The 24394-nt window shown below is 40.0% G+C and carries 26 protein-coding genes; 8 read left to right on the forward strand and 18 right to left on the reverse strand.

Annotated features, from left to right (window positions below; all coding sequences use genetic code 11):
• Positions 1 to 16: 16 nt before the first annotated feature.
• Together OOZ15_RS12400 and OOZ15_RS12405 are read right to left on the reverse strand one after the other, a co-directional pair.
• The gene (locus OOZ15_RS12400; protein ID WP_265956732.1) at positions 17 to 1408 is read right to left on the reverse strand and encodes a RagB/SusD family nutrient uptake outer membrane protein; all 1392 of its coding nucleotides are present in this window, start codon (positions 1406 to 1408) and stop codon (positions 17 to 19) included.
• Positions 1409 to 1418: 10 nt separating this feature from the next.
• Positions 1419 to 4460, reverse strand: a complete 3042-nt coding sequence (locus OOZ15_RS12405; protein ID WP_265956733.1) for a SusC/RagA family TonB-linked outer membrane protein — start codon at positions 4458 to 4460, stop codon at positions 1419 to 1421.
• Between the two features lie 567 nt (positions 4461 to 5027).
• Here OOZ15_RS12405 and OOZ15_RS12410 point away from each other — a divergent pair.
• The 8 genes from OOZ15_RS12410 (at position 5028) to OOZ15_RS12445 (ending at position 12106) form a co-directional block, all read left to right on the forward strand.
• Positions 5028 to 5459 (forward strand): helix-turn-helix domain-containing protein, encoded by a 432-nt coding sequence (locus tag OOZ15_RS12410; protein WP_265956734.1) that lies wholly within the window; start codon positions 5028 to 5030, stop codon positions 5457 to 5459.
• Positions 5460 to 5558: 99 nt separating this feature from the next.
• Complete coding sequence (locus OOZ15_RS12415; protein ID WP_265956735.1) at positions 5559 to 7478, forward strand: hypothetical protein; 1920 nt, start codon at positions 5559 to 5561, stop codon at positions 7476 to 7478.
• Positions 7479 to 7653: 175 nt separating this feature from the next.
• The gene (locus OOZ15_RS12420) at positions 7654 to 8475 is read left to right on the forward strand and encodes a hypothetical protein (protein WP_265956736.1); all 822 of its coding nucleotides are present in this window, start codon (positions 7654 to 7656) and stop codon (positions 8473 to 8475) included.
• Positions 8476 to 8580: 105 nt separating this feature from the next.
• On the forward strand, positions 8581 to 8790 hold the full coding sequence (locus OOZ15_RS12425) for a hypothetical protein (protein ID WP_265956737.1): 210 nt from the start codon (positions 8581 to 8583) through the stop codon (positions 8788 to 8790).
• Positions 8791 to 9282 carry a hypothetical protein gene (locus OOZ15_RS12430; RefSeq protein ID WP_265956738.1) on the forward strand — a complete coding sequence of 164 codons (492 nt, stop codon included), beginning with the start codon at positions 8791 to 8793 and terminating at the stop codon, positions 9280 to 9282.
• A 116-nt stretch (positions 9283 to 9398) separates the two neighbouring features.
• Entirely contained in the window at positions 9399 to 10190 is a 792-nt protein-coding gene (locus OOZ15_RS12435) for a hypothetical protein (protein ID WP_265956739.1), read from the forward strand.
• A gap of 89 nt (positions 10191 to 10279) precedes the next feature.
• On the forward strand, positions 10280 to 11266 hold the full coding sequence (locus OOZ15_RS12440) for a hypothetical protein (RefSeq protein ID WP_265956740.1): 987 nt from the start codon (positions 10280 to 10282) through the stop codon (positions 11264 to 11266).
• 213 nt (positions 11267 to 11479) lie between these two features.
• The gene (locus tag OOZ15_RS12445; protein WP_265956741.1) at positions 11480 to 12106 is read left to right on the forward strand and encodes a hypothetical protein; all 627 of its coding nucleotides are present in this window, start codon (positions 11480 to 11482) and stop codon (positions 12104 to 12106) included.
• Between the two features lie 141 nt (positions 12107 to 12247).
• Here the strand turns inward: OOZ15_RS12445 and OOZ15_RS12450 are convergent, their stop codons facing one another.
• From OOZ15_RS12450 to OOZ15_RS12525, 16 genes are all read right to left on the reverse strand, one after another.
• Positions 12248 to 12532 carry a molybdenum ABC transporter permease gene (locus OOZ15_RS12450; RefSeq protein ID WP_265956742.1) on the reverse strand — a complete coding sequence of 95 codons (285 nt, stop codon included), beginning with the start codon at positions 12530 to 12532 and terminating at the stop codon, positions 12248 to 12250.
• A gap of 146 nt (positions 12533 to 12678) precedes the next feature.
• Positions 12679 to 13110, reverse strand: coding sequence for a DUF3872 domain-containing protein (locus OOZ15_RS12455; protein WP_265956743.1), 432 nt, complete (start codon positions 13108 to 13110; stop codon positions 12679 to 12681).
• Between the two features lie 11 nt (positions 13111 to 13121).
• Positions 13122 to 13682 (reverse strand): conjugal transfer protein TraO, encoded by a 561-nt coding sequence (locus tag OOZ15_RS12460; RefSeq protein WP_265956744.1) that lies wholly within the window; start codon positions 13680 to 13682, stop codon positions 13122 to 13124.
• Positions 13683 to 13694: 12 nt separating this feature from the next.
• Positions 13695 to 14588: a conjugative transposon protein TraN gene (gene traN / locus OOZ15_RS12465; protein ID WP_265956745.1), complete on the reverse strand. Its 894-nt coding sequence runs from the start codon at positions 14586 to 14588 to the stop codon at positions 13695 to 13697.
• A gap of 24 nt (positions 14589 to 14612) precedes the next feature.
• Positions 14613 to 15923: a conjugative transposon protein TraM gene (gene traM, locus OOZ15_RS12470; RefSeq protein WP_265956746.1), complete on the reverse strand. Its 1311-nt coding sequence runs from the start codon at positions 15921 to 15923 to the stop codon at positions 14613 to 14615.
• A gap of 5 nt (positions 15924 to 15928) precedes the next feature.
• Complete coding sequence (locus OOZ15_RS12475; protein WP_265956747.1) at positions 15929 to 16201, reverse strand: nitrogen regulatory IIA protein; 273 nt, start codon at positions 16199 to 16201, stop codon at positions 15929 to 15931.
• A 20-nt stretch (positions 16202 to 16221) separates the two neighbouring features.
• Positions 16222 to 16653 carry a hypothetical protein gene (locus OOZ15_RS12480; RefSeq protein ID WP_265956748.1) on the reverse strand — a complete coding sequence of 144 codons (432 nt, stop codon included), beginning with the start codon at positions 16651 to 16653 and terminating at the stop codon, positions 16222 to 16224.
• 10 nt (positions 16654 to 16663) lie between these two features.
• Entirely contained in the window at positions 16664 to 17287 is a 624-nt protein-coding gene (gene traK / locus OOZ15_RS12485; RefSeq protein ID WP_265956749.1) for a conjugative transposon protein TraK, read from the reverse strand.
• 24 nt (positions 17288 to 17311) lie between these two features.
• Positions 17312 to 18304: a conjugative transposon protein TraJ gene (gene traJ / locus OOZ15_RS12490; protein WP_265956750.1), complete on the reverse strand. Its 993-nt coding sequence runs from the start codon at positions 18302 to 18304 to the stop codon at positions 17312 to 17314.
• 3 nt (positions 18305 to 18307) lie between these two features.
• On the reverse strand, positions 18308 to 18928 hold the full coding sequence (locus tag OOZ15_RS12495) for a DUF4141 domain-containing protein (protein WP_265956764.1): 621 nt from the start codon (positions 18926 to 18928) through the stop codon (positions 18308 to 18310).
• A gap of 87 nt (positions 18929 to 19015) precedes the next feature.
• Complete coding sequence (locus OOZ15_RS12500; protein WP_265956751.1) at positions 19016 to 21520, reverse strand: TraG family conjugative transposon ATPase; 2505 nt, start codon at positions 21518 to 21520, stop codon at positions 19016 to 19018.
• Positions 21517 to 21849, reverse strand: coding sequence for a DUF4133 domain-containing protein (locus OOZ15_RS12505; protein WP_265956752.1), 333 nt, complete (start codon positions 21847 to 21849; stop codon positions 21517 to 21519). Before OOZ15_RS12505 ends, OOZ15_RS12500 begins: the two co-directional genes overlap by 4 nt.
• Before the next feature lie 11 nt (positions 21850 to 21860).
• Entirely contained in the window at positions 21861 to 22163 is a 303-nt protein-coding gene (locus OOZ15_RS12510; RefSeq protein WP_265956753.1) for a DUF4134 domain-containing protein, read from the reverse strand.
• Positions 22164 to 22376: 213 nt separating this feature from the next.
• Complete coding sequence (locus OOZ15_RS12515) at positions 22377 to 23012, reverse strand: conjugal transfer protein TraD (RefSeq protein ID WP_265956754.1); 636 nt, start codon at positions 23010 to 23012, stop codon at positions 22377 to 22379.
• A gap of 3 nt (positions 23013 to 23015) precedes the next feature.
• Entirely contained in the window at positions 23016 to 23420 is a 405-nt protein-coding gene (locus OOZ15_RS12520) for a DUF3408 domain-containing protein (RefSeq protein ID WP_265956755.1), read from the reverse strand.
• Positions 23421 to 23432: 12 nt separating this feature from the next.
• Positions 23433 to 24200: a ParA family protein gene (locus OOZ15_RS12525; protein WP_265956756.1), complete on the reverse strand. Its 768-nt coding sequence runs from the start codon at positions 24198 to 24200 to the stop codon at positions 23433 to 23435.
• Positions 24201 to 24394: the final 194 nt, after the last annotated feature.

A 24394-nucleotide genomic window follows, 5' to 3' on the forward strand; every position in this document is an offset into this window, starting at 1 on the left:
TGTTCCTATTTTTAATTTAATAGCCTTCATTTTGTGGCAACAGATTAGGATTCAATGCCAATTCAACTTCCGGTATGGGGAGCCGTACATCGGTACTCTCCCAATTGGGTTTTATGGGAGACAGCACAGTAGTGGCCCGTCCCGTTCGTTTCAGGTCAAAGAAACGATGCCCTTGTTCGGTAAAAAATTCAATACGCCTTTCCTTGTAAATGGCTTCCAGTAGGGCATCCTGTTCCATTGATGTGATTGGGGGCAATTGAGCCCGGTTTCTCGTTGCGTTCAGGTATCCTGATGCTTCGGGTAAATTGCCCAGTTGTGCTTGTGCCTCAGCCGCCGTCAAATAGAGTTCGGTCAGCCTGAACAGGATAGAACACTCTTCTGTGGTTCCAGTGGGGGTGTTTAGTTTATATTTATAGGGAAAAAACCAAGTGTCCGAGCCATCTGAAACAGTCCCGACCCATTCATCAAAACGGGCATCACCGGTCTCAAAACCATTGAGCAAATGTTCAGAGAGAGCCGAGTTGGAAGGTGGCCCAGCAGCAATGACAAAAGTGTGCGCCTCGTGGGTGTTGGTGCCGGGAATCCCTGTATCCAACTGCCATATGGTTTCAGGACTGCCCTTTAAGAAAACCTGCCCCAAATCGGTGTTCAGTACATACCCCCCATTGGAAATAACGTGCAAGGATTCGTTCAAGGCCAATTGCCATTCTTGCCTGTACAAATAGACCCTGCCCAGCAATGCCGAGGCAGTCCAATGGTTGGGACGCAAGTTGGCAAGGCTGTCATCGGTTGTAGGCAATAGTTCCTTGGCGTTCAATAGATCTTCTACAAGCCTTTGATAAACCTGTTCCTCGTTTAGCCTAGAGACTTCGCTATTTGTCCTGTAATCTGTGGAGTCGATAAATGGGATATCCCCAAAAATATTGACCAAGTGAAAGTGTATAAAACCCCTCAAAAAATAAGCTTCCCCGAGAAACCGGTTCTTTTCTTCCTCCGAAAGTGAAGTGGAGGCTTGCACCCCTTCTAAAATACTGTTCGTAGCATAGATAATACTATACCCCGTATCCCACAGTTGTTTTATACTACTATCGGATGGCAGTACATTGTTATTTGAATAGGTTTGCACTCCCGGGAAGTTGGCGTAGAGTTCCAGTTCGTCCGTGTAATGACCCATCAGATACGAGAGCCCGGTAATAGCGCCATTGGTAAATGCGGTTTCCCTCATTTCACTGTAAATGTGAGCAAAGGCGGCATTGACCGTAGCTACATCTTCGAACACTACCGTTCCTGTCAGTTGGTTCGTTGGTGGCTCGATTTCCAAATAGTTTTCACAGGAAATCAGCACTAAAGCCATCAAAAAAATAGCTTTAGTTATATGTTTTTGGAACAGTTTATATGTTGAATCCATAATATTATTTTTAAAAGGTTAATCGTGTGCCCATAGTAATAAACCGCAACGGCGGTATGGTTTGGTTACCTGTTTCAGGATCCAATCCGGTGTAATTTGTATATGTCCACAGGTTTTGCCCTCTGAGGAACAATTGACAACCCCACCCGTTAGTACCCTTTTCATAGAGTTGGTATGCCAAGGAAAGGGTCTTTAACCTTAGATAAGAGGCATCCGAAATGGCCGCATCACTTTCAGTATAGTTTCGAAAGGCCTGGACTCCTTCCTGATTTGCCCCAGTGGTAAACTGTTGGAAGGGCTCTATATCTCCTTCTTCTTGCCAATGCTGCAACACTATGCTGGGCTGGTTTGACATACTGCCCACAATGGGCGGTCCGTTGTACCAGAAATTCCAATTCAGTTGTTTTGAGAATTGAAGCAATATATCCATACTGAACTTTTTGTAGCGGATACTGTTGCTAAATCCTCCAAAGTACTTGGGATCAAAGTTTTTTACAACTTGTTTGTCATCGGGGGAAGTGATTATACCATCGTTATTGAAATCCTCGAATTCATAAAGTCCGGTCTGTGGATTGACCCCGTTCAAACGGTACACTTTCCTGATGTTCAAAGATTCCCCTATGACCAATTGATTGGCGTAGGTCGAACCTTCCAAATCGGGAAATTCAAGTAATTTGTTCTTTGGTATGGTAAGATTGAATGAGGATATCCATTCAAGGTCTTTGGTTTTTATGTTGACCGTGTTCAGTTCCAGTTCCCAACCCGTGTTTTCCACCGTAGCGTCTAGATTGGCGTTAATGGAAGAGAAACCTGTTGTACCGGGAAGCGGAATGCCCACCAACTGGTTCGAAGAGCGGTTACGATAATGGTTGACGCTTATAAAAATACGGTCTTGCACAAACCCGAGCTCCAATGAAAACTCCAGTTTTCGGTTTGTTTCCCAACTAAAATCGGGGTTAAACAGCCTGGTCGGGTACAGGCCAAGAATGTTCTGGTATTGAGCGGTTCCAAAAGAATAGGTATCGAGGTATTGATAATCACCTATCTGGTCATTCCCCGTGGTGCCGTAACTGCCCCTTAACTTTCCGAAACTCAAGAACGGAAAGGTTTGGTCGATAAGGGTCTCTTCTGAAAATATCCAAGCCACTCCGACAGCCCCAAAGTTGGCAAAACGCTTATCAGTACCGAATCGGCTGGAGCCGTCCCTACGCCCAGTAATGTTCAAGAGGTATTTTCCCTTGTGGTTTAGGTTTATCCTACCGAAAGCCGCCTGGTATCTGTATTGTTCCTGTAAGTCCGATAAAGGGAATATGTTGGATGCAGCCGACAGGTTCTCAATCAGGCTATTACTTGTAAAACCAAACGCAAACTGAGATCGTTGACTGCTTTTTTGCTCTTGGAACGAAAGACCGACCAAGGCTTCCATTTTAGTTTTGCCCATGTCATAATTGAAATGCAATTGCGGCTCTACGATCCACGAGATATTTTGTCCTGTGTTATGAACAGCTGTTGAAGATCCTGGGCCTATACCATAGGCAGGGTCAAAAGCCGTGGACGGGTCAGTCCTGAGTTCTTTTAGGTGGTTTTCGGTATATCCCAAATTGGTGGTCAACTTCAAATTTTCGAGTATATTGTAACCCAACCTCGCATTGGCAACCAATGTGGTCGCATTGGATTCATAGGTCTTTTTAAGGCTGGCCAAGGGATTGGCCCAAGTTGATCCTTCCCAGTTTAAGCTGCCGTCATCATTGTACAGTTCCGGGGCATTGGGAGCTAAGCTAATGGCCTTGGAGACAAATAAGCCATCACTGGGCAGGTTGTTTTGGTTTGAGGTATAATTGGTTGAAAGTTGAAGGGACAGCCTATCGTTTTTTGACCTATGGCTTAAATTGGCTAAAGCGGATATTTTGTCGTTGTGGTAATTCCCGGGGAACACGCCCGTTTGTTTGTGGTAATTGCCACTGACCAAAAACCGGGTCTGCCCGCTGCCACCCGATACTGAACCCTGCACGTTGGTAAGGTAGGAGGTCTTCCCGTACAATGTTTTTTGCCAATCGGTCTCGCGATTTTCTTCCCAGGTGCCGTTTATGTCGTAGGCATAGGAAGGCAAAGGGTCAATACCGTCGTTTGCAAAAGCCTCCCTGCGCATAGCCAAGTATTCTGATGTGTTGAGCAAATCGAGTGCATTCGATACAGTTCCCAAACCGGAAAGGATATTGAACTCTACCTTGGTGTCCCCGTATTTGCCTTTTTTAGTGGTTATCAAAACGACACCGTTGGCACCCCGGGAACCATAGATTGCTGTTGCATCGGCATCTTTAAGTATCTCGATGTTTTCAATATCAGAAGGATTAATGTTGTTCAACGGGCTAACACCACTGCCTCCTGGCAATATAATAGAGGCTTGACGCTCACCAAGGCTTGAAGATGAATAGGGCACCCCATCTATAACATACAATGGGTCGTTACCGGCAGTACGGATACTGTTCCTGCCCCGTATCTTGATGTTGAAATTAGAACCCGCCAGACCGGAAGTCTGTTCAATTTCAACTCCAGCCACCCTGCCCTGTAAACTAGCCAACGGATTACTTACAGGTTGCTTCTCGATATCTTTGGCGGTAATGCGGGAAATACTTCCGGTACGTTCCCGCTCGGTTGTAGTGTAATAACCGGCGTTAATGACCACCTGTTGCAGCATGGTAGTGTCTTCTTGTAGCTGTACGTTTATTACAGTGCGCCCATTGAGCGGTTCTTCAACAAGTTGGTAGCCCAAATAAGAAAATACCAGCATGTCTGTGGGTTGTGCCTGCAATTGGTATTTACCGTCAATATCTGTGGTAGTGCCTTTTGTTTTGCCTTTAATGATAATGTTTACGCCCAGTATAGGCACGTTGGTGGCATCTGTTACCGTGCCTGTGATGGGTTGTTGCTGTATTTGAAGTGTGGTTGTGTGTATAGGGTATGCATAGGTTGGCGAATGCAAAAGGTATATGGTTTTTATAAGCAAACACCAAAGTAACCCCCACCCTTTGATGAGTGCAAATTTCTTCATAGTTTTGAATAGTTTAATTGAAACAATCGTTTTATTGAATTAAAGTCCTCTATGCTGGTTTGCCGACGAGATAGAGGGCTTTTTTATGCAAATATTTAATAGCCTGCTACTGTACTGACTAATTCAAATTAATAAGACAGCGCAGGCATTAAATAGCATATAGATTCTTTCCATAGGCACAATAGGTTATTAAATTAAACACCTTATTGCGAAACTCTTGTAAACTATGAAGTATGCTAAGAATGGTAAGGAGAGTGCCATGATTTTGGCCAAAAAAATAGGCGCGGAACTCAGCTTACTGTTATCGGGGTACTGGCGGTACCTTTACCACAGATAAGTGAGCCCACGCCCGGGTCGTGAGCTTTCTACTTATCCTCTCGTGGTAATTTAAAAACGCCAGTTTTCGATAACGAGATTCAAAGCGAATGCTTCTAATATTTTTTACTTAAGAAGTAATCGCAAAAATAAATAATCTTGGGCTAAGATATAAAAAAATATTTACATAGTCATATATATGTGAATAATATTCGATAAATCTCGTGATTTACATACATATATATATGCAGTATGATTGTAGAAATAATAATATCCCATATAGACTTCCATGTGATTGAAAGTTTGAGAGAGTTGAGAGTCAAATCAAACCCATACATAGATCAAGTAGAATTGGCACAACGTATTGGAGTGTCTGAAGGTTATGTTGGACAAATAGAAAATCCCAAGAGTAGAGCTAAATATAACATGAGAATGATGGCAAGAGCTGCAAAAGCATTGAGTCTAAAATCATATCAAGATATTTTTCCCGTAGAACTTTTAAAAGATGATTTGGTAAGAATTAGACTGAAATTACTAAAGTCTGATACCAAAAAACATGAAATTGATGAAAACGGGAATGTAAAAAAGCGGTTTGAAGTACTCTCAATCAAACCCCTAAATAATGATGAACTTATTAAATGGAACAATGGAGATTTAGAGTATTTGACTATAATTGAAAAGTAAATTGTTTAAAAACTATTTCTAAGTAGTAGAGATTGAGGGGTAAATTATATTTGGTGTGATGTAACGAGTTAGCTACCATTTGAACAAAAAACCGAACTTATGCCAAAAAGCAGAGGAAGAAAGAAGAAAAAAAAGAAAAAGATAAAAAGAGTTTACGGAAAAGCTTCTAGCGTAAAGAAGGAACTAGTTAATGGCATTGAGTTAAAACTTGAAGGGAAAAACCTTACAGTAAAAAACAAACGGACAAAAAAACAACACGAGGAATACGTACAACAAATAATATCGAATAGACCCAAAACGCTGGAGTTTATAGAAAATTCAATTAACAGAGTTGTAGAAATTTTTAAAAAATACGACAACTTTAAATTGTTAGGATTTCTATCATACAATCATTTCCTTAACCATAACAATCCTGAAGATGATGGAATGGCAGAAGTTTCATTAGAATATGCTACAAGTTTTACAACAGCCATAAAACACAATCCTACTGAATCACCATCTATAGAAATTTTTGAAGAGTTAAAGGATTTGCTTACAAATATTCGTATGGCTTACAATGCCTATATTTCCACAGAAGTATTAACTGGAACTTACTCTGAACAAGAAAGTCATTTAAGGTTTTTAACTGTGTTGGAAGCACTTCATATACGAGGAGACGGCTATATGAGTCACATCTATGACGTTTTCAAAGAAATGTTTTCTGGACACGACCAGTTTTTTACCGATAATTATGGATTTGATTCGAATGATATTCTTGAAACATTTATTCAGCTAGAGGATTCTTGGTACTGTAGAATAATATTACCAAATGGGATGCCTCATCCTCAATCATTTAACCGATTTAAAGAATGGCAAGAGTCAAAGGGCATAAAAATGTTCAGAGCAGATGACCAAAAACCAATGATTGAATTTTTATCTGACAATCCTGACTTTGTATCAAAGGATAACAAACCAACTGGATATTTAATAAATGACCCTGAACAATTTCAAGAATTACATAAAATACGATTTAGGAAAGAATCACATAAAAAGGTGGTTGAAGCTATTAGTCAAGATTTTGGAGAAAATGCAGATTTCCTTAATCCAAAGTTCCAAGGATTGCCACTAAATGAAACCTTAATTACCCAAAAACCTATAATTAAATACAAAAATGAATATTATCTTTTTGCGTTTAATCTTCTGACAAGGAATCTCTTTGACATAGCAGAATTCTTAATCAAGAATGCCGACAAAAAATACTATAAAGAAAAATATCTAGGTAATAAGTACTCGCAATCTAGAGACAACTATTTGGAAAATAAAACAGCAGAGTTACTAGATAATTTCATTAAGGGCTCAAAGTCATATCTGAACCTAAAATATAAACCTGGTATTTTAGATGAAAATGGGAATCCTATTGAAACGGAATTAGACTTACTAATTATTTCAGAAAAAGCTAATTATATAGTTGAAATAAAAGCAGGAGGTTTATCTGCACCATCAAGAAGAGGCGCATTAAAAAGTTTAACAGGACAACTATCAGATACTATAGGTTATGGTGCTTACCAAAGCCATAGAGCATATAAATATATCATTGAAAACGATAATAATTCATTCTATGATAATCAAGGAAAAACAATAACCGTTGACAATAAAAAGAAAACCTTCAGAATAACAATTACACTTGAACACCTGTCTGGGTTCATTTCAAATTTACACGAGTTAAAAAAACTAGGAATTGTGAAACCAGATGCGGATTTTGCTTGGAGCTGTAGCCTGTTCGACTTGATGATATTTTCAGAAATTTTAGAAAATGAAGATGATTTTATAGACTATTTAGAGCAACGTATTCCATTGTTCACCAACCCTAAAATGCGTGTAAACGATGAAATAGATTTACTAGGTTATTTTCTCGAAAATGATGAATTAATTGACGAAAAACAGTTGAAAAAGGTGGATAATTATTCGTTGAATAAGTGCTCTGCAGAAATAGATGAATATTTTCAAAAAGGAGGTGAAAAACCTAAGAAAAAACGGTAGCTAATATTGGTAACCGATTTGCACAAGCCTTTAAAAATGTAAACTATTGACTCTCGTAGCCGTCTTTTAAGACGGTTTTGCTTTTGCGAGAAACTGTAAGGAGGTTTTTGAGGTTGGGAAATGAATTATATTTGATGTAGATGAGAGATGGACTTAATATTAACTTAGAAACTGTATGCTTACAAAAACAATGATTGGGAACAGTATCGAACTGATTAATATCTATTTACCTAACCTATGGCTTTATTTGAACAAAGAGGAGTTTAAAACCTTCCTTTCCAAAGCATTTGAGCATACACAAAAATTCAATGGAGGAACTCCCAACAATAACTTCATAGTTACTTTTTTCAAATTAATTGAAGAACACAAGACCAATAATTCAGAAACCATTCGAAATGAATTTGGCTACTTTAATTATTTACTTGGGAAATTCAAGAAATACAAAAATAAAAGGGAGTTCAGGAACTTATTAATTGGAGTGCTTTATAATTTTCAGAGAAACAACTTTCATCATACTCTTGGAGAGATAGCTGTATGTTTAGGTTTAAGTTTAAAAAACACCTTTCAAAAATACGAACAAATACTTGACAACGAAAAGAGTATTGATTTTAAGTTCATTAACAATAAAGGAGAAACAATTCTTGTAGATGCTTTAACGATTGATTATAATAACAAGAAATACGAAAAAGAAAAGTTCAAAGCCTTTTTGAATGGCAGGTTAAGAGTTAAATTCGAGGATAAAAGCAAAAATTTAGGCGTGGATGTTAAAAGAAAAATTTTTGTCTTTCCTATTTTGTCCGGTTTCACGATTGGCATCATAAAGGAACAATCGGAATACTTAAAAGACCTTAGTAATTCGACAATCGAGAAAGATGGTTTTCAAACTTTTCCACCGAGAGCTTTTGGAAATGTTCAAGGCACTTTTTTTAGTCTTTTTACGATTGACGAAATAATTCATCCTGAAAAAATTAAAAGAAAATATAGCCAGCAGTGGTAACTGTAAATCGAAAGCGTTGAAAAAATGTTAAAAACTGCTTTCAAGTTTAGTTACATAATTTATCAAATTGAGATATCTTGCCTATATAACTAAACACTTAAGATTATGGACTACAAAAAGATTATTCAACGTTTAAAAAAATCTGAATACAAATCCTTAGAAGTATTATCAATAAAAAGAGAACTAAGGAATTTATCTATAACCGAGAGAACGGTTATCCTTGGCAAACTTCAAGAAGAAAAATATAAGAGTGATAATTCTGATGTGAACGACGTTATAGATGATATAATACAAGAGTTCAAACCAAAAAAATAAATGGAGATTATTTGGGGACTTGATTTAAATGAGGTTATAACTGTTGGCATAGCATTATTAGCAATAATTGTTAGTGTTTGGGACAGGATTCTCAACAATATTGCGAATAAAAAATCAAATAAAAAGGCAGAAGAAGCTATTAGGTTATCACAAGGAATTTCAGAAATGGAATTGAGAAATTCAATCAGCTCTGCTCGCAGTAAGATAAATGAATTTAGTTTTGAGTTAAAGAAATTTAAATCAGATAAACCCAAAGAAGATTATTCGTCATTAGAGAAGATTTTTCGTTCTATTCTTGAAGATTATTTTAACCACTATGATAGAGGCTGTCGGCTTTATTTGGATAAAAAAATTGACAGGAAAAGTTTTAAGAAAGAATATAAAAAGGAAATTAAGAACATCATCGAAAATAAAAACTACGGAGAATATTTTGACCCTAAAAAGAAACGCTACAAAGCAATCTTAAAGGTATATAAAAAATGGAATAAATAGCTACTTTACCATACTTGCAGTTGAGTTCCTTATCGAAAATCTTATCTTCGATGCACAGGAAAAATCCTGTAGATGTTTTCCACAACGAGTCAATTTGTTACCAGCAAACTAAAAAAATGAACGAATCAAATAATTGGAAATATAAGGATAAGAATTTAAATCTTCTTGAAAACTTCAATAGTGATTCTATGCAGTCAGAAAAGAGAGAAAAACTATTAAACATTATTGACGAATCTAAAAAGACTGAACTCAACGAAATTTTTGAAAACGGTTTGAACATAAAATATGAACAATTCAAAAGATACTTTTATGAAATAAATTTATTTATGTTCAAAGAATTGGAGTATAATATTTCCGAGTCTATTAACTGTTTAATAATCGGAGCTAATATTGCAAGCATTACGAATACAAATCTCATTTTAGAAAGAGCTTTGAAATTAGCCTTAATTCAGTATGAAGTAGGTAAACTTTGTGATTATAATGACAAAAAAATCATTAATGAATATATTGAAGCAGATAAAAAATATTCAAATGAGCCTATGGGAAAAAATATTCAAAAATGTAAAAAGTATAAAATTTTAAGCGAGGAAGAAGCGAAAGAATTGCGTAAATATAAGTTAAAGTTTAGGGATGGTTTTTCACACTTTACGCCAAGTAATATTTTAAAAGGCGAAAATAATTTGACATTTATAAGCCTTCCGATCAAAAATTCTGAATTAGATAAAAGTTTAAAAATGCCAAATTTTCAATCTGCCGAAGTAAGACAATTTGCAATAAATAATGCTGAAGAACATTTGAAGTATGTTTTAGGAATAATTAACCATCTACAACATAAGGTTTTAGAAAAATATAAAGAAATAAAATCATCTGCAGGTAACAAAAGTAACCACTCCACCATAAAAATATAAAACCAGAGCGTGACTGCGCGTAGCCCGTCAGTTGCCAGCAATAATATATGTGTAAACTTAAATCCTTAAAATATTTTTGTAGTTCATTAATGGATCCAATGTTCGAGGTGTTTGAGGCTTTAAATGATCATGAACATCAAGAGCACCAAAATATTCTAAGTGATATTAAATCTCTTGATTCTGATGCTTTAACTGAATTTGTTGCCAAGTTTCATCTAGACGAAATGATTGACAGACAATCAGACAAGGATATAGCAAAAAGAGCTCGTTTTTTAGTCTATATATTGCAAAATCAAATAAATGAACAACGCAAAGAAAAGCTTACTGAAATAATCGAAAGACGGGCTCCCTATAATTCATCTAACTTGTCTGAGATCGAAATCAACGATAATCAATTGGTCAAAATGGAGGTATTCGACCTATCTTATTACAACCTTATGTATAATGAAATGGTTTATATGATATGTCCTGTGACTGAAAGTTCAAATTCAAGCTACTGGCTATCACAAGTCATCTTCAAATTGCAAATCGAGAATAACGTAAATTTTAAGGTTCGTTTGGATCCCTTAAAAGAGATTCATAAAGACCAATACAATCCAATAATGTACAAAATGCATGTACATGGAAAACCTTTGGATTGGAATAAACTAAAATCCCTAAGATTTGACGATTTCGGTCAATGGTTCAACGAAAAAGACTATGAAAAAGCTGGGTTTACGGATTATGTATGGTCACCTAAAAAAGATAATACGATACACTTTACTTGTGAGGAAGTGCCTAAACTTGGATACAATGGTATTCTGTCCAGTAGATATTTTCATGCCATATTTGATAAAAACACAGGAAGAATAAATCATTGTGATGGAGCTATTAGGTTTTATACAGAAGAAGAATTGGCTAACCGAGTTCGATACCAAGTGAAAGACCCTGATGCTAGAAAAGTAGGGAAAAGAATTAAAATATTTCAATTTGACAGTAAAGACAATAATGATGTGGAGTTAGGACAAGATGATTTCTGTGACTTAGCTGTTAACTTCTTTGTCTGGAACCAAGATGTAATGAACTACTTTAATTAAAAGAGTTAGTAACAAAGCGGGTAACCGGTTCTCAATCTTTAAAATCTAAAATATTGACTTGCATAGCCATCGTCTAAGACGGTTTTGTTTTTGTGAGAAACTGTAAAGAGGTTGTTTAAGGTTGGGGAGTGAAGAGGGTAACAAAACGGAAAAGTGTTGTTGCCCCACAATTTTAAGGGGTAAATTGTTAATTTGGTAGTGATATAACGAGTTATGGACAAGTATGAAAAAAAATTGTGTCCTCAAGAACTTATCACAACTAATTATTATATAGATTTAACTTATAAGCTTTTTTTAAAGAATATGGATGACAAATTTCAATATAGATTATCTAAAAATCAAAAGAGTGAAATAGCTCAAAATCTGATTGAAATTTTACAGAAAGATGCTAATATAGCTGAACAAACCAGAATATTTATTTCTAATTGGATTCTTACTGGACCTGAAGAAAAAAGAAAAGCTTTCTTTGATGTATGGGATATCGTTTTAAAGAACTATTTACCAACAACAAGACCGATTTTGTTTAGGTCATGTGAAAAAATTAGCAAAAAAAATAAAATAACAAGTTTTACAGGACGATTAGAATGTGCTAAAAGATTTAGTGAAGGTAAAGGTGCATTAATAATATGTGACACCAAAGAAAGCCTCAAATTTGAAGAGGAACTTTATAAGGCTGGTAATTATAACCATACATTTTACCCTCTTGTTAGTGTTTTGATAAGAGCGAAAAATTCTGGAGGTTGTGGATTTTCTGAAAGAATCTTGAATAATTATATAGGTGAAGACGAATACATTATGAGGTTTGACTTAGAGAATATGCACAGCTTAAGATGGATTTAAATGACTTGTGAAAGTTAAAAAACCAGCCCATAACGAGTAGACGGCTCCGCCAGAAACTGACAGAGTGCACCCCTCACACCACAAAGTACGTACGAGTTGCGTATACGGAGGTTCTCTGTTCATTGAAAACGAACATCACCGTTAGGCTGGCTGTTCTGTCTTTATTTCCGGTTGTGGTTCCTTTCTATCTTTTTCGGATGAATATATACATAGAAAAAGAATCCCAAGAATTATCAGACCATATGCCAGCAATTTACCAATACGTTCCATAAAACGTACAAAAACGGATGCCTCAAAACTTGAAAATTCTTGAAGGCCTGCCACATTGCGCCTGTAAAACTTCCGGCGGTTAATCCAATAGATAATCCCTACCCCTAACGCAAGGGCTATTATACCAAGTATTAATTGAGAAGTGATCGCTTCCATAACAAATAAATTCTGAACTTATAAAATTAAATTAATTTCTCTTAAAGGAGAAATAATTTGTTTCTTTTGAGTAGTATCCATCTAAAATAAGCGGCTCATTACAATAGTATAAGCCGCTTATTATTTATTATTAACCTGGGTATTTTTTAATCACTACTGTTAAACTGAAAGCTCAATTGCTTTTCGTTTCCGAAATTGTCAGAAATCCACACCTCAAAGGCTTGTGATTCGGTTGATAAAGAAGTATAATACAACCGGAACTGTTCCATAGGTAACGAATACAAGTCGTTCGGCAGGTACGGCGGTTCATCGTAATACCGTAAACTTCCTTCTCCTTCAAACTGAAAATACCGTATAAAATATTCCGTGTTGCTATAATTCCCGGTTCTTTGTATGGTCATACGGATCTCAACGGTCTGCCCATTGGCAACTTCATTGGGAACCGGCATCACTTTGACCTCGAAAGGAAAATCATTCTGTATTTCCAGTTCGTCCTTATCACAGGACACCAATGTAACCGTGCTTACAAGGGCTACCAGCAGTAACCCTGTTCTGAATGTATTTAAAAATGCTATCATTGCTTTCTGTTTTAAAAGTTAACCCTTAATCCCACACCTGCTGATGGCCGGAACTGTTCCAGGTCCGTGCCCCAAAGGGCTTTTGTACGCCCATGCAGAAGCAATACAAAACGGTCGGACAGATAGGTTTCCAAAGTCAGCCGTCCACCGGCCCCATAAATGAAATTGTCCCCACTCACAATTTTCGCTCCGTCATGTAACATGGCTTCACCACGATTAATGCTTTCATAACCGAATACACCTGTTATGGCTGCATTCAGGGTGATATTCTTACGGGCATCTCCCAACAGGAAGAAACTGTAGCCACCTTCTGCCGTATAGGTTTCCTGTGGTATGCGAAGGCCTTTGTACTTATAATACTGGTGCGTATATTCCAACGCCCAAAGCCGGTAATTGCCGTTTTTACCGTTTACGGTCAAACCTATATTGAGATAATAGTTCCTGCCGGGGTTTTCATTCGACAAGGTTCCTGCACTTACTTCCAGTCCCTTTTGTTTGGGAAGCATCCTTTGTGCCTGTGTAGCCGTAATACCCACTAAGATGAGCATCACGGTATAGATATATGTTTTCATTTTTAAAATGTCTTAAAATTTCAGGTGCATATCGTTAATCAAACGTGCCTTGATCAAATCGGAGTTTTCCACCTGAAGTGTTTGGTGCCTACCCCCGTTCTTTTCAAAAATCTCAATTAGCAGCATTTTATCATTGGCAATGGTAAACCGGTCTAAAAGGAACACGTTCTGCTTGGTCGCTTTTCCCTTAATTCCATCCAACGGTTTATATGTTCTAAGTGGTGCCAAAGGCTTTTCCTGTATTACAGTACGTTTGGCTATCTTCTTATCCACTACTTTGAAATTGATAAAATCAATATCGAAAGGCACATTCGTTCGGTTCCTAACTTCCGTATGGAAATAGTATTTACCGTTGTGGACATAAATCCCTTTCAGTAAAAATTGGATACCGAAACTTTTAGCGCCGATGTGCTTCACCCTACGTTTGTCCTTTTTGTAAATGGTTTCCATAATCAGGTCAATAAGTGAAGGGGAACTATTGCCCAATTCTTCAAAAAGTACGTCATTACCCTTGGCTTTGTCCATTGCTTTCCGCATGGTCAAGAGGTCATAACTCAATACTGAAGGATGAGTGCTGTAAAACACGTTAAAACTGTAAAAACGCCCGTCATTGGTAATCACCGAAAAATTGGTCTCCTGCTCAAAATCCCTGACCGCAGCTTTTACACGAAGTACATTTTCCGCATCTTCCGCTTTTCCGGCAATCAGGTATTCACTGCCTAGGTCCACGTAACGGATAGCAGTCGGGAAAATCAGGTGCGAAGTCTTGTCATAGGTAACTTCCATTCGGTACGGTTCTATTTTGCCCAAAGTAAGCGGGGCCTTTGCGCTTTTCTGTGCAAAAGATTGTACGACAAAGCCGATCATTAGGGCAACTGCCCAAAAGGTTTTAAAATAATTTTTCATTGTTTGATGTATTTGAGTTCAACATTAATTTTTAGAAACAAGGAAGACTTGGTAGCCTGCCTTTAGGGTTATTTTGGGGGTTTTGACCTTTTTAGAGAAATAGCCCGAAATCCCCTGTACGACACCACGGCTAAGGTCTGCTGCAACCTGCTGTCCTGCGGATTGGGTCATCATCAGGCTTGCGCCGGAGGTCTGCCCCATATTGCCGGCCATTTCGGAAAGGGCATTTATTTCCGGTGAGTAAGGAACGTACAGGCCTTGCTGCCCGTCCAGATCGTAAATACTGATGTCAACCGGAATGATGTTGCCTTCCAGTTCTATGGACTTAACATTAAGTTGCAAACGATTTTTCTGGAATTTGGCATTCGCCGATAGTACCGTTCCCTTTGGAATGCTATGGTTAGGCGTTTGGGCAGGTTCCAACAGCCGCAACCGCACCCTTGTTTCCCCGATAACGGTCTGCGTTTCCTGAATACATGCTTTGATACTGTTTTTGGGTTGCACTACCCGCCCGGTAGTACCGGAAGTATAAAAATCACGGTTTCGGTGCCTTGTCCAGTTGGCCATAAATGTACTGTCAGAGGGTTCCCTGTATAACCTGGAAACAGGACTTTTCTTAACCGAGGTAAAGGCGACAAAGTATTCCTGTTCTGTTGAAGACGAAGCTGGAGTAACTTGGTTGGTTTGGGTATTTGCCGGAAGGTACTTGGCTGCCATTTTGTACGATTCCTCCATTAAGGCCAATTGATCTTCCACGGTATGCACTTGAGGTTCGTCCTTTTCTTCCAATTGTGCTTTCAGCTCTTCAATTTGTTCTTGAAGTTCCTGAGTTTCGTGATTATCGTCTTCATAGAAAGAACTCAACGTATTTTGTGCATAGCGGTAACTGTTCAAAGTCGGGTTTTGCTTTCTATGGGGAGGAGGTGTACCATACCCGGTTGTTTCCTCTTCCTCTTGGTATGCTTGTGGGATTTCCTTTTCCTCTTCATTGTTCCAATAATCGGAAAGGGACATCATGGCATTTCGTTTTTCCTGTACTTTCTTTTTGAACATCTCCTGTTCGTATGCCTTGCCCTTATCTTCGGGCAAGCCTTCATTGGTAGCCTGTGGGACGGCATCGTTAAGGCCAACGTTAATTTCCTCCTGTTGCTTTTCAGAAGGTTTAAAGATCAGGTACATACAACCAAGGAACACGACACCCATCAAAATGAATATCATTGGTTTTTTTAGCTTTTCGGCTTTGTTTTGCGTATTCTCTTGCAATACATCAGCGGTTTCGTTCGGGCTACCTTCAGTAACCCGTACAACCGACTTTTTGTCCTTGTTCTTTTCCATAAATCTTATTTTTTAGGTTTGTTTTTTGATAAAGTGCCCTGTACGGATACGGGACTTTCGTTCTTTTTAAGGACGGGGTTTTCGATATGTTCGATAACCATATCGCTGTCAAGCCTTCCGGCATTGTGCCATATTTTGAAAACGACCGCTGCGGTAAACAACAGGTAGCCTGCAAAAAAATACATGGTGTACCTGCGTTGTTTTCGTATGGGCAAAGCCTGCCAACTCTCGTCCAGTTTATCGATATAGCGGTCCGTATTTGTTCTTAAATTTTTCATGTCTTACACTTTAGCCGTTATTATAGTTTGAAATGCCGCTTGTTTCCGGGCATAGCTCTCTGCTTTATCCCATCACTGACCATAGCTATCGCCATATTGGCTTTGGGGACAGTGGCCACGGAAAGGCCTGTTAATTTTGAATGTTTCAGTAATTGACCATAGCGGTCATTTTTTGTCACCTCTATTTTTTGGAGATCAAAGGTTCCCTTTTCGTGCTTTACCCACATGGTACATTCAACACTTGGCCGGTCACTTCCCTCCCATTTGAGGTAACCTGTTATGGCAATTTCATCTTGAGGTAAATCCTCCGTTCCTTTTCGGCAGGCTTCCATATACCTGCCAATACTTTCCTTTAATTTGCCGGGGTAACCCGATTGGGTGAGGAAATAGCCATCGTATCCCTTGTCGGTAAGGATTTTTGTGAATGTGTTCAAATCTGTCAGTGTTTCCATAAGATTGTTTTTAGCGTTCTATACTTTCGATGTCCTTGTTTTCCAGTACGGTAAATTTTTCAATCGTAAAGCCCTGCGGGTTGTCGTCGGAGCGAACGGAGTTCAACAGGTAACAGGAAGTAATCAGGTTGCGTTTGGTCAGGTTGCTGGATCGGATGATAAACTGTTTGGCATAGGCACGAACTGTGTAAGGGTAGGTCTCGAAATTGCACACCACACTGTCAATCTCAATCCGCTGCTGGACGTTACCCGATATGATACGGCTGTAATAGCCTTTTTCTGAAAGGTCTTTGTAGTAATCAAAAGCCGATTTATCTGCCAGATTAAAAGCCCTTTTCATATTGCTTTCGATAGCATCCTTATTGGGGGCTAGCGTAAAAAATAGCTCGTGAAAGCGCCTGACGTGTTCCCTTGCTTCAACAGGACGGTTGATGGATGCGTCTTGGGAAAGTGCCAACATCAACGATTTTCCGTTGTCCAATACATAGATTTTCTGGCGTTGTTCCTCTGCAAAGTGGTAGGATCTCCAAATGGTAAATCCCACTATACTTATGCAGAGTGCGGCAAACACGATGGCGTATAACCTGATCTGCCGAAAGCTGTTTTCTATATTTCTTAAAGTTTTAAATTCCATTTTAAATGATGATTTGTTTTGATATTACTTCATAAGCTGTCCACCGATATTTCCGGCTGCGGAGCCCGCCCCGGCACTGGCCACATTTCCTGCCTTTTTGGCGGTTTGGTTGACATTTCGCGTAAAGTTACCGGCACCACCTGCCTGGATGATCCAGCCCGTAACGGTAGGAATGGTAAAGTATCCCACAATCCCGATAATCATAAAAATGGTATAAACCGTATTCGAGGTATCGGGAATAAAAGTCGGGTCGGCAAGCATTTCAATATCCCTTTCGACAATCAGTGATTGTATCTTGGCTAGCATGGCACTGAACAGATCGGCAACGGGCAACCATAGGTATATACTGATGTACCGGGTAAGCCACTGCGTGAGCGTGGACTGGAAACCGTCCCAAACGGATATGGCAAAGGCTATCGGCCCAAGTATGGACAGGACAATCAAAAAAAATGTCCGTATGGTATCGATGACCAAGGCTGCCGCCTGAAAGAGTACCTCCAACAGTTCCCGGAACCAATTCTTTACCGCCTGCTCCATTTTGTAGGACTGTCGATCCATATACATCCCGGACATGGTAACCAGGTCGGCCGGGGACCATCCCAGTTCCTCCAATTTTCTGTCGAACTCTTCATCAGATGCCAGATAGGCGGTTTCGGGATTACGGAGCATCGCTTCCCGTTCCAATAGGTCTTTTTTAGCCTGTAAATCATTCAAATCAAGTACCTGCCCCTCCAACATCCCGTGAGTACCCTGTACCACCGGACTCAATACAGCATTGATGCTTCCCAATACAATAGTTGGAAAGAACATGATGCAGAGACCAATGGCAAAAGGTCTCAAAAGCGGGTACACATCTATCGGTTCTGCCCGGCTAAGCGCCTGCCATACTTTCAGGGCGACATAGAACAGTGCACCCAATCCGGCAATGCCTTTTGCCACAGCGGCCATATCGGCCGACATGGGCAACATCTCATCGTACAATGAGCGCAGGACTTCATGAAGGTTTTCAAATTCCATGGCTTACCAGTATTTTTGATTGGCGGTTCCGTAGAGTTCCAGTACCCGCTGGGTATTGTTCTGTTTTTTTGCCCTCAAAAAGCTTACGGAGATATTCTTGTTGGTATAGTAGCGTACCAGGTTATGGTATTCCTTAACCTCTTTGTACACCTTATCAATGATTTCCATACGTTCCTTGTCGTTCAGCGAAAGGCTTGTGGAGTTTATGATCTGTTTGAGCTCTTTCAATAGTTCAGTACTTTCACTCAAAAGTGCAGAATACCCATTGCCGATGGCCGTCAATTCTTGCGGGGAGAAGTTCGGGTCGTTCATCATCTTCCCGAAATTGTTCACGTATATTTCCGAGACATCGCCCACCAAGAGCACGGTCTGCTGTACCTTACGGGCGTCTTTAATCAGATTATTGACGGCTTTTAATTTGTCATAGTACTCTTTGCCCTGCTTATATACTTTTTCCACTTCCTTGAAGTTTTTAACGACATTGCTTACAGTGGAAGACGTCTGTACGATTTCATTCGCACTGTTGAGAATACCTGAAGCGAGGTTCGCCGGGTCGGTAACTACAAATTGAGCTTTCGCTGATGGTGCTGCGGCAAGCATGAGTGCCGTACACACCAATAACATTGTTTTTTTACTCACATTCATCTTTATTTGATTTTTGTGTTCGTGAATCTTTGATTTCATTGTTCTTGATTTTTAAATTGTTACTAATTATTGATTTGCTTTATCACGCCTTTGCATCGCGATATGTTTGATGGCGAGTTCTACATTGCCGTCCAGTTCGGAAGCGAGCTGCATCACTTCCATCTTTTCAGTTTCTTCCGTGGTATAGGCCAAATATTCCTCAAGGCTCACTTCCGTGGCATAAACAGTGGAATGGGTTCCCCCCAGACCAATCCACACTTCCTTGTACAATCGTGACGGGTCATTGTTCATATTGATGGAAAGCACTTGTGCCTTCTCTTTGTCCGTAAGCCCGAGCATCGCCTGTATATCATCAAACTTGTTCATATACTTTCGCTGGTCGAGCAGGATTTTACAATCGGAATTGTTGATGATACTTTCTTTTACTATCGGCGACTGGATGATATCGTCCACTTCCTGTGTGACCACAATGGCCTCACCAAAGAATTTCCTGACGGTTTTGAAGAGGTACTTGATGTATTCCGCCATACCTTCCTTGGCAATGGCTTTCCAGGCTTCCTCGATCAGGATGAGTTTACGGACACCTTTCAGTCTCCGCATCTTGTTGATAAAAACCTCCATAATGATGATGGTAACAATCGGGAAGAGTATTTTGTGGTCTTTGATGGCGTCAATTTCAAACACGATAAAGCGTTTGGAAAGCAGGTCCAATTGCTTGTCTGAATTGAGCAGGTAATCATATTCCCCACCTTTGTAGTAGGGTTCCAGTACGTTCAGGAAATTGGCAATATCAAAATCTTTCTCCCTTACCTGTTTTTCTTCGAGTACCTTGCGGTAATCGCCCTGTACATACTCATAGAACCCATTGAAAGAGGGCTGAACATCATCCTTTTTGATATGTTCGATATAACCGCTTACCGCATTGGAAAGGGCAACCTCTTCAGAACGGGTTGGCGGCTCGTCATCACGCTTCCATAAGGTCAGTATCAGGGTTTTGATACTTTCCCGTTTTTCGATATCGAAAACACCGTCATCGGTATAGAAGGGATTAAAGGCAATGGGGTTGTCTTCGGTATAAGTAAAGTAAACCCCATCTTCGCCTTTGGTCTTGCCCTTGATGAGTTCACACAGGCCTTGATAAGAGTTTCCGGTATCCACCAGTAGCACGTGCGACCCCTGTTCATAATACTGCCGTACCATATGGTTGGTAAAAAATGATTTACCGCTGCCCGAAGGCCCCAAAACAAACTTGTTCCGATTGGTAATGATGCCCCGTTTCATCGGTAGGTCGGAAATATCCAGATGGATGGGCTTTCCGGTTAACCGATCGGCCATTTTAATACCAAACGGTGATGGCGAATTGTGGTAGTTGGTCTCTTCGGTAAAGAAACATAGAGCTGGCTCGATAAACGTGTAAAAACTTTCTTCACTTGGAAAATCCCCTGCATTGCCCGGTATCCCTGCCCAATACAAAGTGGCTACGTCCGTAGTGTTGTGTCTGGGTTTGCATTCCATCAGTGCCAAGGCACTTCCGCAATCGTTCTTCAATTGCCTGAGTTCATTCTTATCTTCCGACCAGGCCATGACATTGAAATGGGCCCGGATGGATGAAAGTCCATAAGAATGGGCTTCGTTCAGGTATTGTTCTATCCACTCTTTGTTGATTTGGTTGGCACGGCTGTACCTTGCCAGTGAGTGCATATTCCGTGCGGACTTCTCAAACTTTTGCAAGTTAGCTTCACTGTTGTCCAAAAACAGGTATTGATTGTAAATGTGGTTGCAGCTCAACAGTAATCCTACGGGGGCAGCAAAGGACAGCAGGCAATCGCTCCGGTCGGTGGACAGTTTTTCATAACGTGTATTGGACGAAACAGTCCCGGGGAGGTCATCCGTATCGGATAAGGTATGCAGGCACAACCTTTTGTTGCCGACACGGACTTCTTCCGCTCCCAATGCGATGTCCTGCATCGGAGTTTCCATTTCCCTTGACAGGGTTATGTATTGTTGCAGCAAGCCCTGTTTTTCTTCTGAGCCGATAATATCGTCTTCGGTCAAACGTTCGAGTTGTAGAAAACCAGAATCGTTTACAATCCGTTCAAATTGTGTGACCGCTTCCATAAACTGATGGATGGTTTCTTTGTTCCTGATTTCCTTGGGTATGAGCGTACCTTTGCAAAGCGATGAAAAATTGCTCTGCATCCGCATACGTTCCTTGGTGGTCTTGGTCAGGAACAAGTAACTGTAATGGTTCAAAAATGGACGTTCATTGAAATGACGCTGGTAAGACTTCGATAAAAAGCTTTGGTTTTCCCGTACCATATCAGGGGCATAATTTTCACTGATGTACCAATCCTGTTTGTGGATGATGGTATAATCCGGAAGCGTTTTTATGGCCTTGTGCCAAGCCGAATGGATCGCTTCATATTCTGCCGAAGCCACCGTAAAGAGTTCCGGAAGGTGTACCCGAAAGCAAGCGGTAACATCCGCGTCTTTCGAGATGATGCAGTTGTTCTCAACGGCAAGTAACGGGAACTTGCTTTCCAGGGTTGCGGTTTTTGCTGTGTTTCTCATACGGCAGGGGATTTAGTGAAAAACTTCAGATAACGGTGTACAGCTTTGCGGCACATGATGTATTTGGGGTGCCTTTTCTTTGCCCCTAGTTTCATCAATCCGTGTTCACCGTACTTTCGGTTCAGTAAAAAGGTTTGCCAGACGATCAGCGATGCCCCTCCTGCCCCGAGAAATAGGCAGATATAAGAGTTCACGCCAGCCATATACAGCACCATCACAAGAACAAGGATACCGAGCAGCCCTCCTGCGAAGATGAACAGGTACTGTGCTTTCAGCCCTTTAAATTCTACCGTCCTTCCAATGCCCTTGTTGATATTGTACGTATTCATAAGGCAATAGGTTAAAGGAAGAATGATTGTAGGATAGTAGCCGCTACGATCAAAAAGATACAGGCACCGAACCACGAAGCTGCCGTTTTGCTTGTATCGGGGTCACCGCTACTGAACTTGTTGTACACCTTGACCCCTCCAATGAGTCCGACCACGGCGCCGATGGCATAGATGAGTTGTGTGGCGGGACCGAAATAAGAAGTGATCATCTGGGTGGCATCGTTGATACCTCCCGTACCGTCTTGTGCAAAAACACTAAATACCGATAAGGTTGCAACCACCATCAACAAGCGTTTTTTTCTTTGTTTTACCATAATTTAAAAGACATTTATTTGTTAGCTTTTCCCCACACCTTGCGGGCTATTGGGGCAAATGTCTCATGGAAATCGACGGGTTATAACAAAGTGGCAGCTAGAGGAGTTATTTGGCAGGGAGTGGCGTTATGATTGGTGTTTAAGCAATAAAAAAACGCCAAAACGATATGGTTTTGACGTTTTTACTTTTTTGAGAATTTTGTAGATAAGTTTTTAAACAAACTCCCCAATATCAAAATCCCCCACATTATCATTCCGCAAAGTGGAAGAACTTGAACCATTTTCAATGGAAAGGTTTTGGTCCAATAGCTCGGCTATCTTTCTTGAAGCCCCTTCCATTGAATTTTCAAGCAGGTTGAATAATTCGGTTCCCTGTATTTTATGAACTATGGCTGCTGCTGTTTCCTTTTGGGTGGGCTCCAGTTTTTCCTTTTGGAGCAACATCCCCGCGGAGCTGAGTTCTTCAAAGGTAACCCCTGTGGCTAAACCGTCATCATTGCCTACTGTTCCGTGTCCCTGCCATTCTTCTTCCTCTTCTTCCAAATCGGGCACATTGGTGAAAACATCGTCCAGTTCTTCCTGCGGAATTTGAATACCGATTTCTTCATTTTCATCGTATTCAATGTCTAAATTAGCGGGATCGATTTCCGATTCCGGAATTTGACGTTCATTGGCTGGGCTTGGCACCGAAAGTCTTTTCAATGGTTTGGGTTGCCCCATAATATCAGGTAAATCCGGATTGGTTTTTTCCTTTGTTGGCTTTTGCTCCTGTCTTTTCTTGATTACAACCTTGTCCTGCAAAAGCAGCACAATTACAATGAGTAGGCATATCACAATTACTGTTTCCATAGCTTACAAAATGGGTTTAAAATGTTCATTGAAATACGTGGTGATGTCTTCCCCGAACTCCGAAAAGTGATGTTCAAGGATATTGTCGATATAGGAATAGAGCGTAATTTTTTCTTCCCTTGTCAGTTGGACCATCCGGAGCAAACGCTCGTGGTATTCGGGACGTATGTAAACGACCTTGCCGTTACGCCCCGAGGGGAACCGGTTGACCAGAAATGTTTCCTCATAATCCGGTTTCTTCGAAGAACTTTTTCGCACCCTCTTTTGGGACTTGGTTTTCTTTGTCTTTTTCTGTTGTTGATTGTCATCGGGTGATGAATCCGCTTCATCCCCGCTCATAATATTCATAAGAAGATCCTCATCAACATCGGGTTTTTCAAAATCTTTCCTTGTCTTGTCCATAGCCATATTTCAATGATTTTAAAGGTGAGTTATTTTTAAGAATTCCTCGACAAACCGATTCAGTCTGGTGATTTTCATCAGTTTCTTTTCGGCGGGTAACAGGCTTGACCTGAAAATAAAATTGATTGTGTCATCGGGTTCTTTACGGAAACGCTTACTGTCCATCAACCTTGCCTGCATAATGGGCAGATTGAGTTTTTCGATAACGTTTTGGTAGGCATCGTACAAGCCAGTTTTCTCCCTACCGTCCACCTGGTTCCAAAATAGCCACATGGCTTGTTTCTTGTCGTTGTCCTCGGTTTTCGGGAGCCGGATAAATGCTTTGATAAAGCTCAATGTACTCTCCACCACCAAGCGGTCAGCGGTAATGGGCGAAAAGATAAAGTCCATTGCCTTCAATGTGGTCAACACCCCTTTGGTATTTGCTGTTCCCGGCAGGTCGAAAAAGGTAATGTCCGGTTTCATGACTGATCGGCTTACGTAGTCCAACGCTTTCTCCAAAGCACTTTCAGCTTTACATTTAATAACGGGGTATGCCTTTTTGTTGATGGATTGAAACTGTTTCATTGCGGCCTTTTTGTGATAGGCATTCTGCATAATGGTCTTCATATCCCGCTCCCGCATATTGGACAAGCTGTATTGTGGGAAATCGCAATCCATTACAAGTACATTATACCCTAAGCGGTAATGCAGGACACTTGCCATTAATGTAGTCATCGTAGATTTCCCAACACCTCCCTTTGGAGTGGAGAAACTGATTTTTAAGGTTTTCTTTGTTGTTTCCATAATCTAAAAATTTATTGTTGTTTTCTTTATTGGGTTTACATGAATAGGTATTTGTGTACTTGAGCTTTTCTTTATTCCGATATTCCTATAGTTCCTTTTGCATATTCTTCTATACAGTTATTTGCTTTCATTTTTGCTTTTTAAGGTACATTCTTTAGCAAGTGGGAAACCCTACAAAAAGTAAAATGCTTTAC

It is taken from the genome of Galbibacter kalidii (assembly GCF_026241135.1).
Taxonomy (GTDB): domain Bacteria; phylum Bacteroidota; class Bacteroidia; order Flavobacteriales; family Flavobacteriaceae; genus Galbibacter.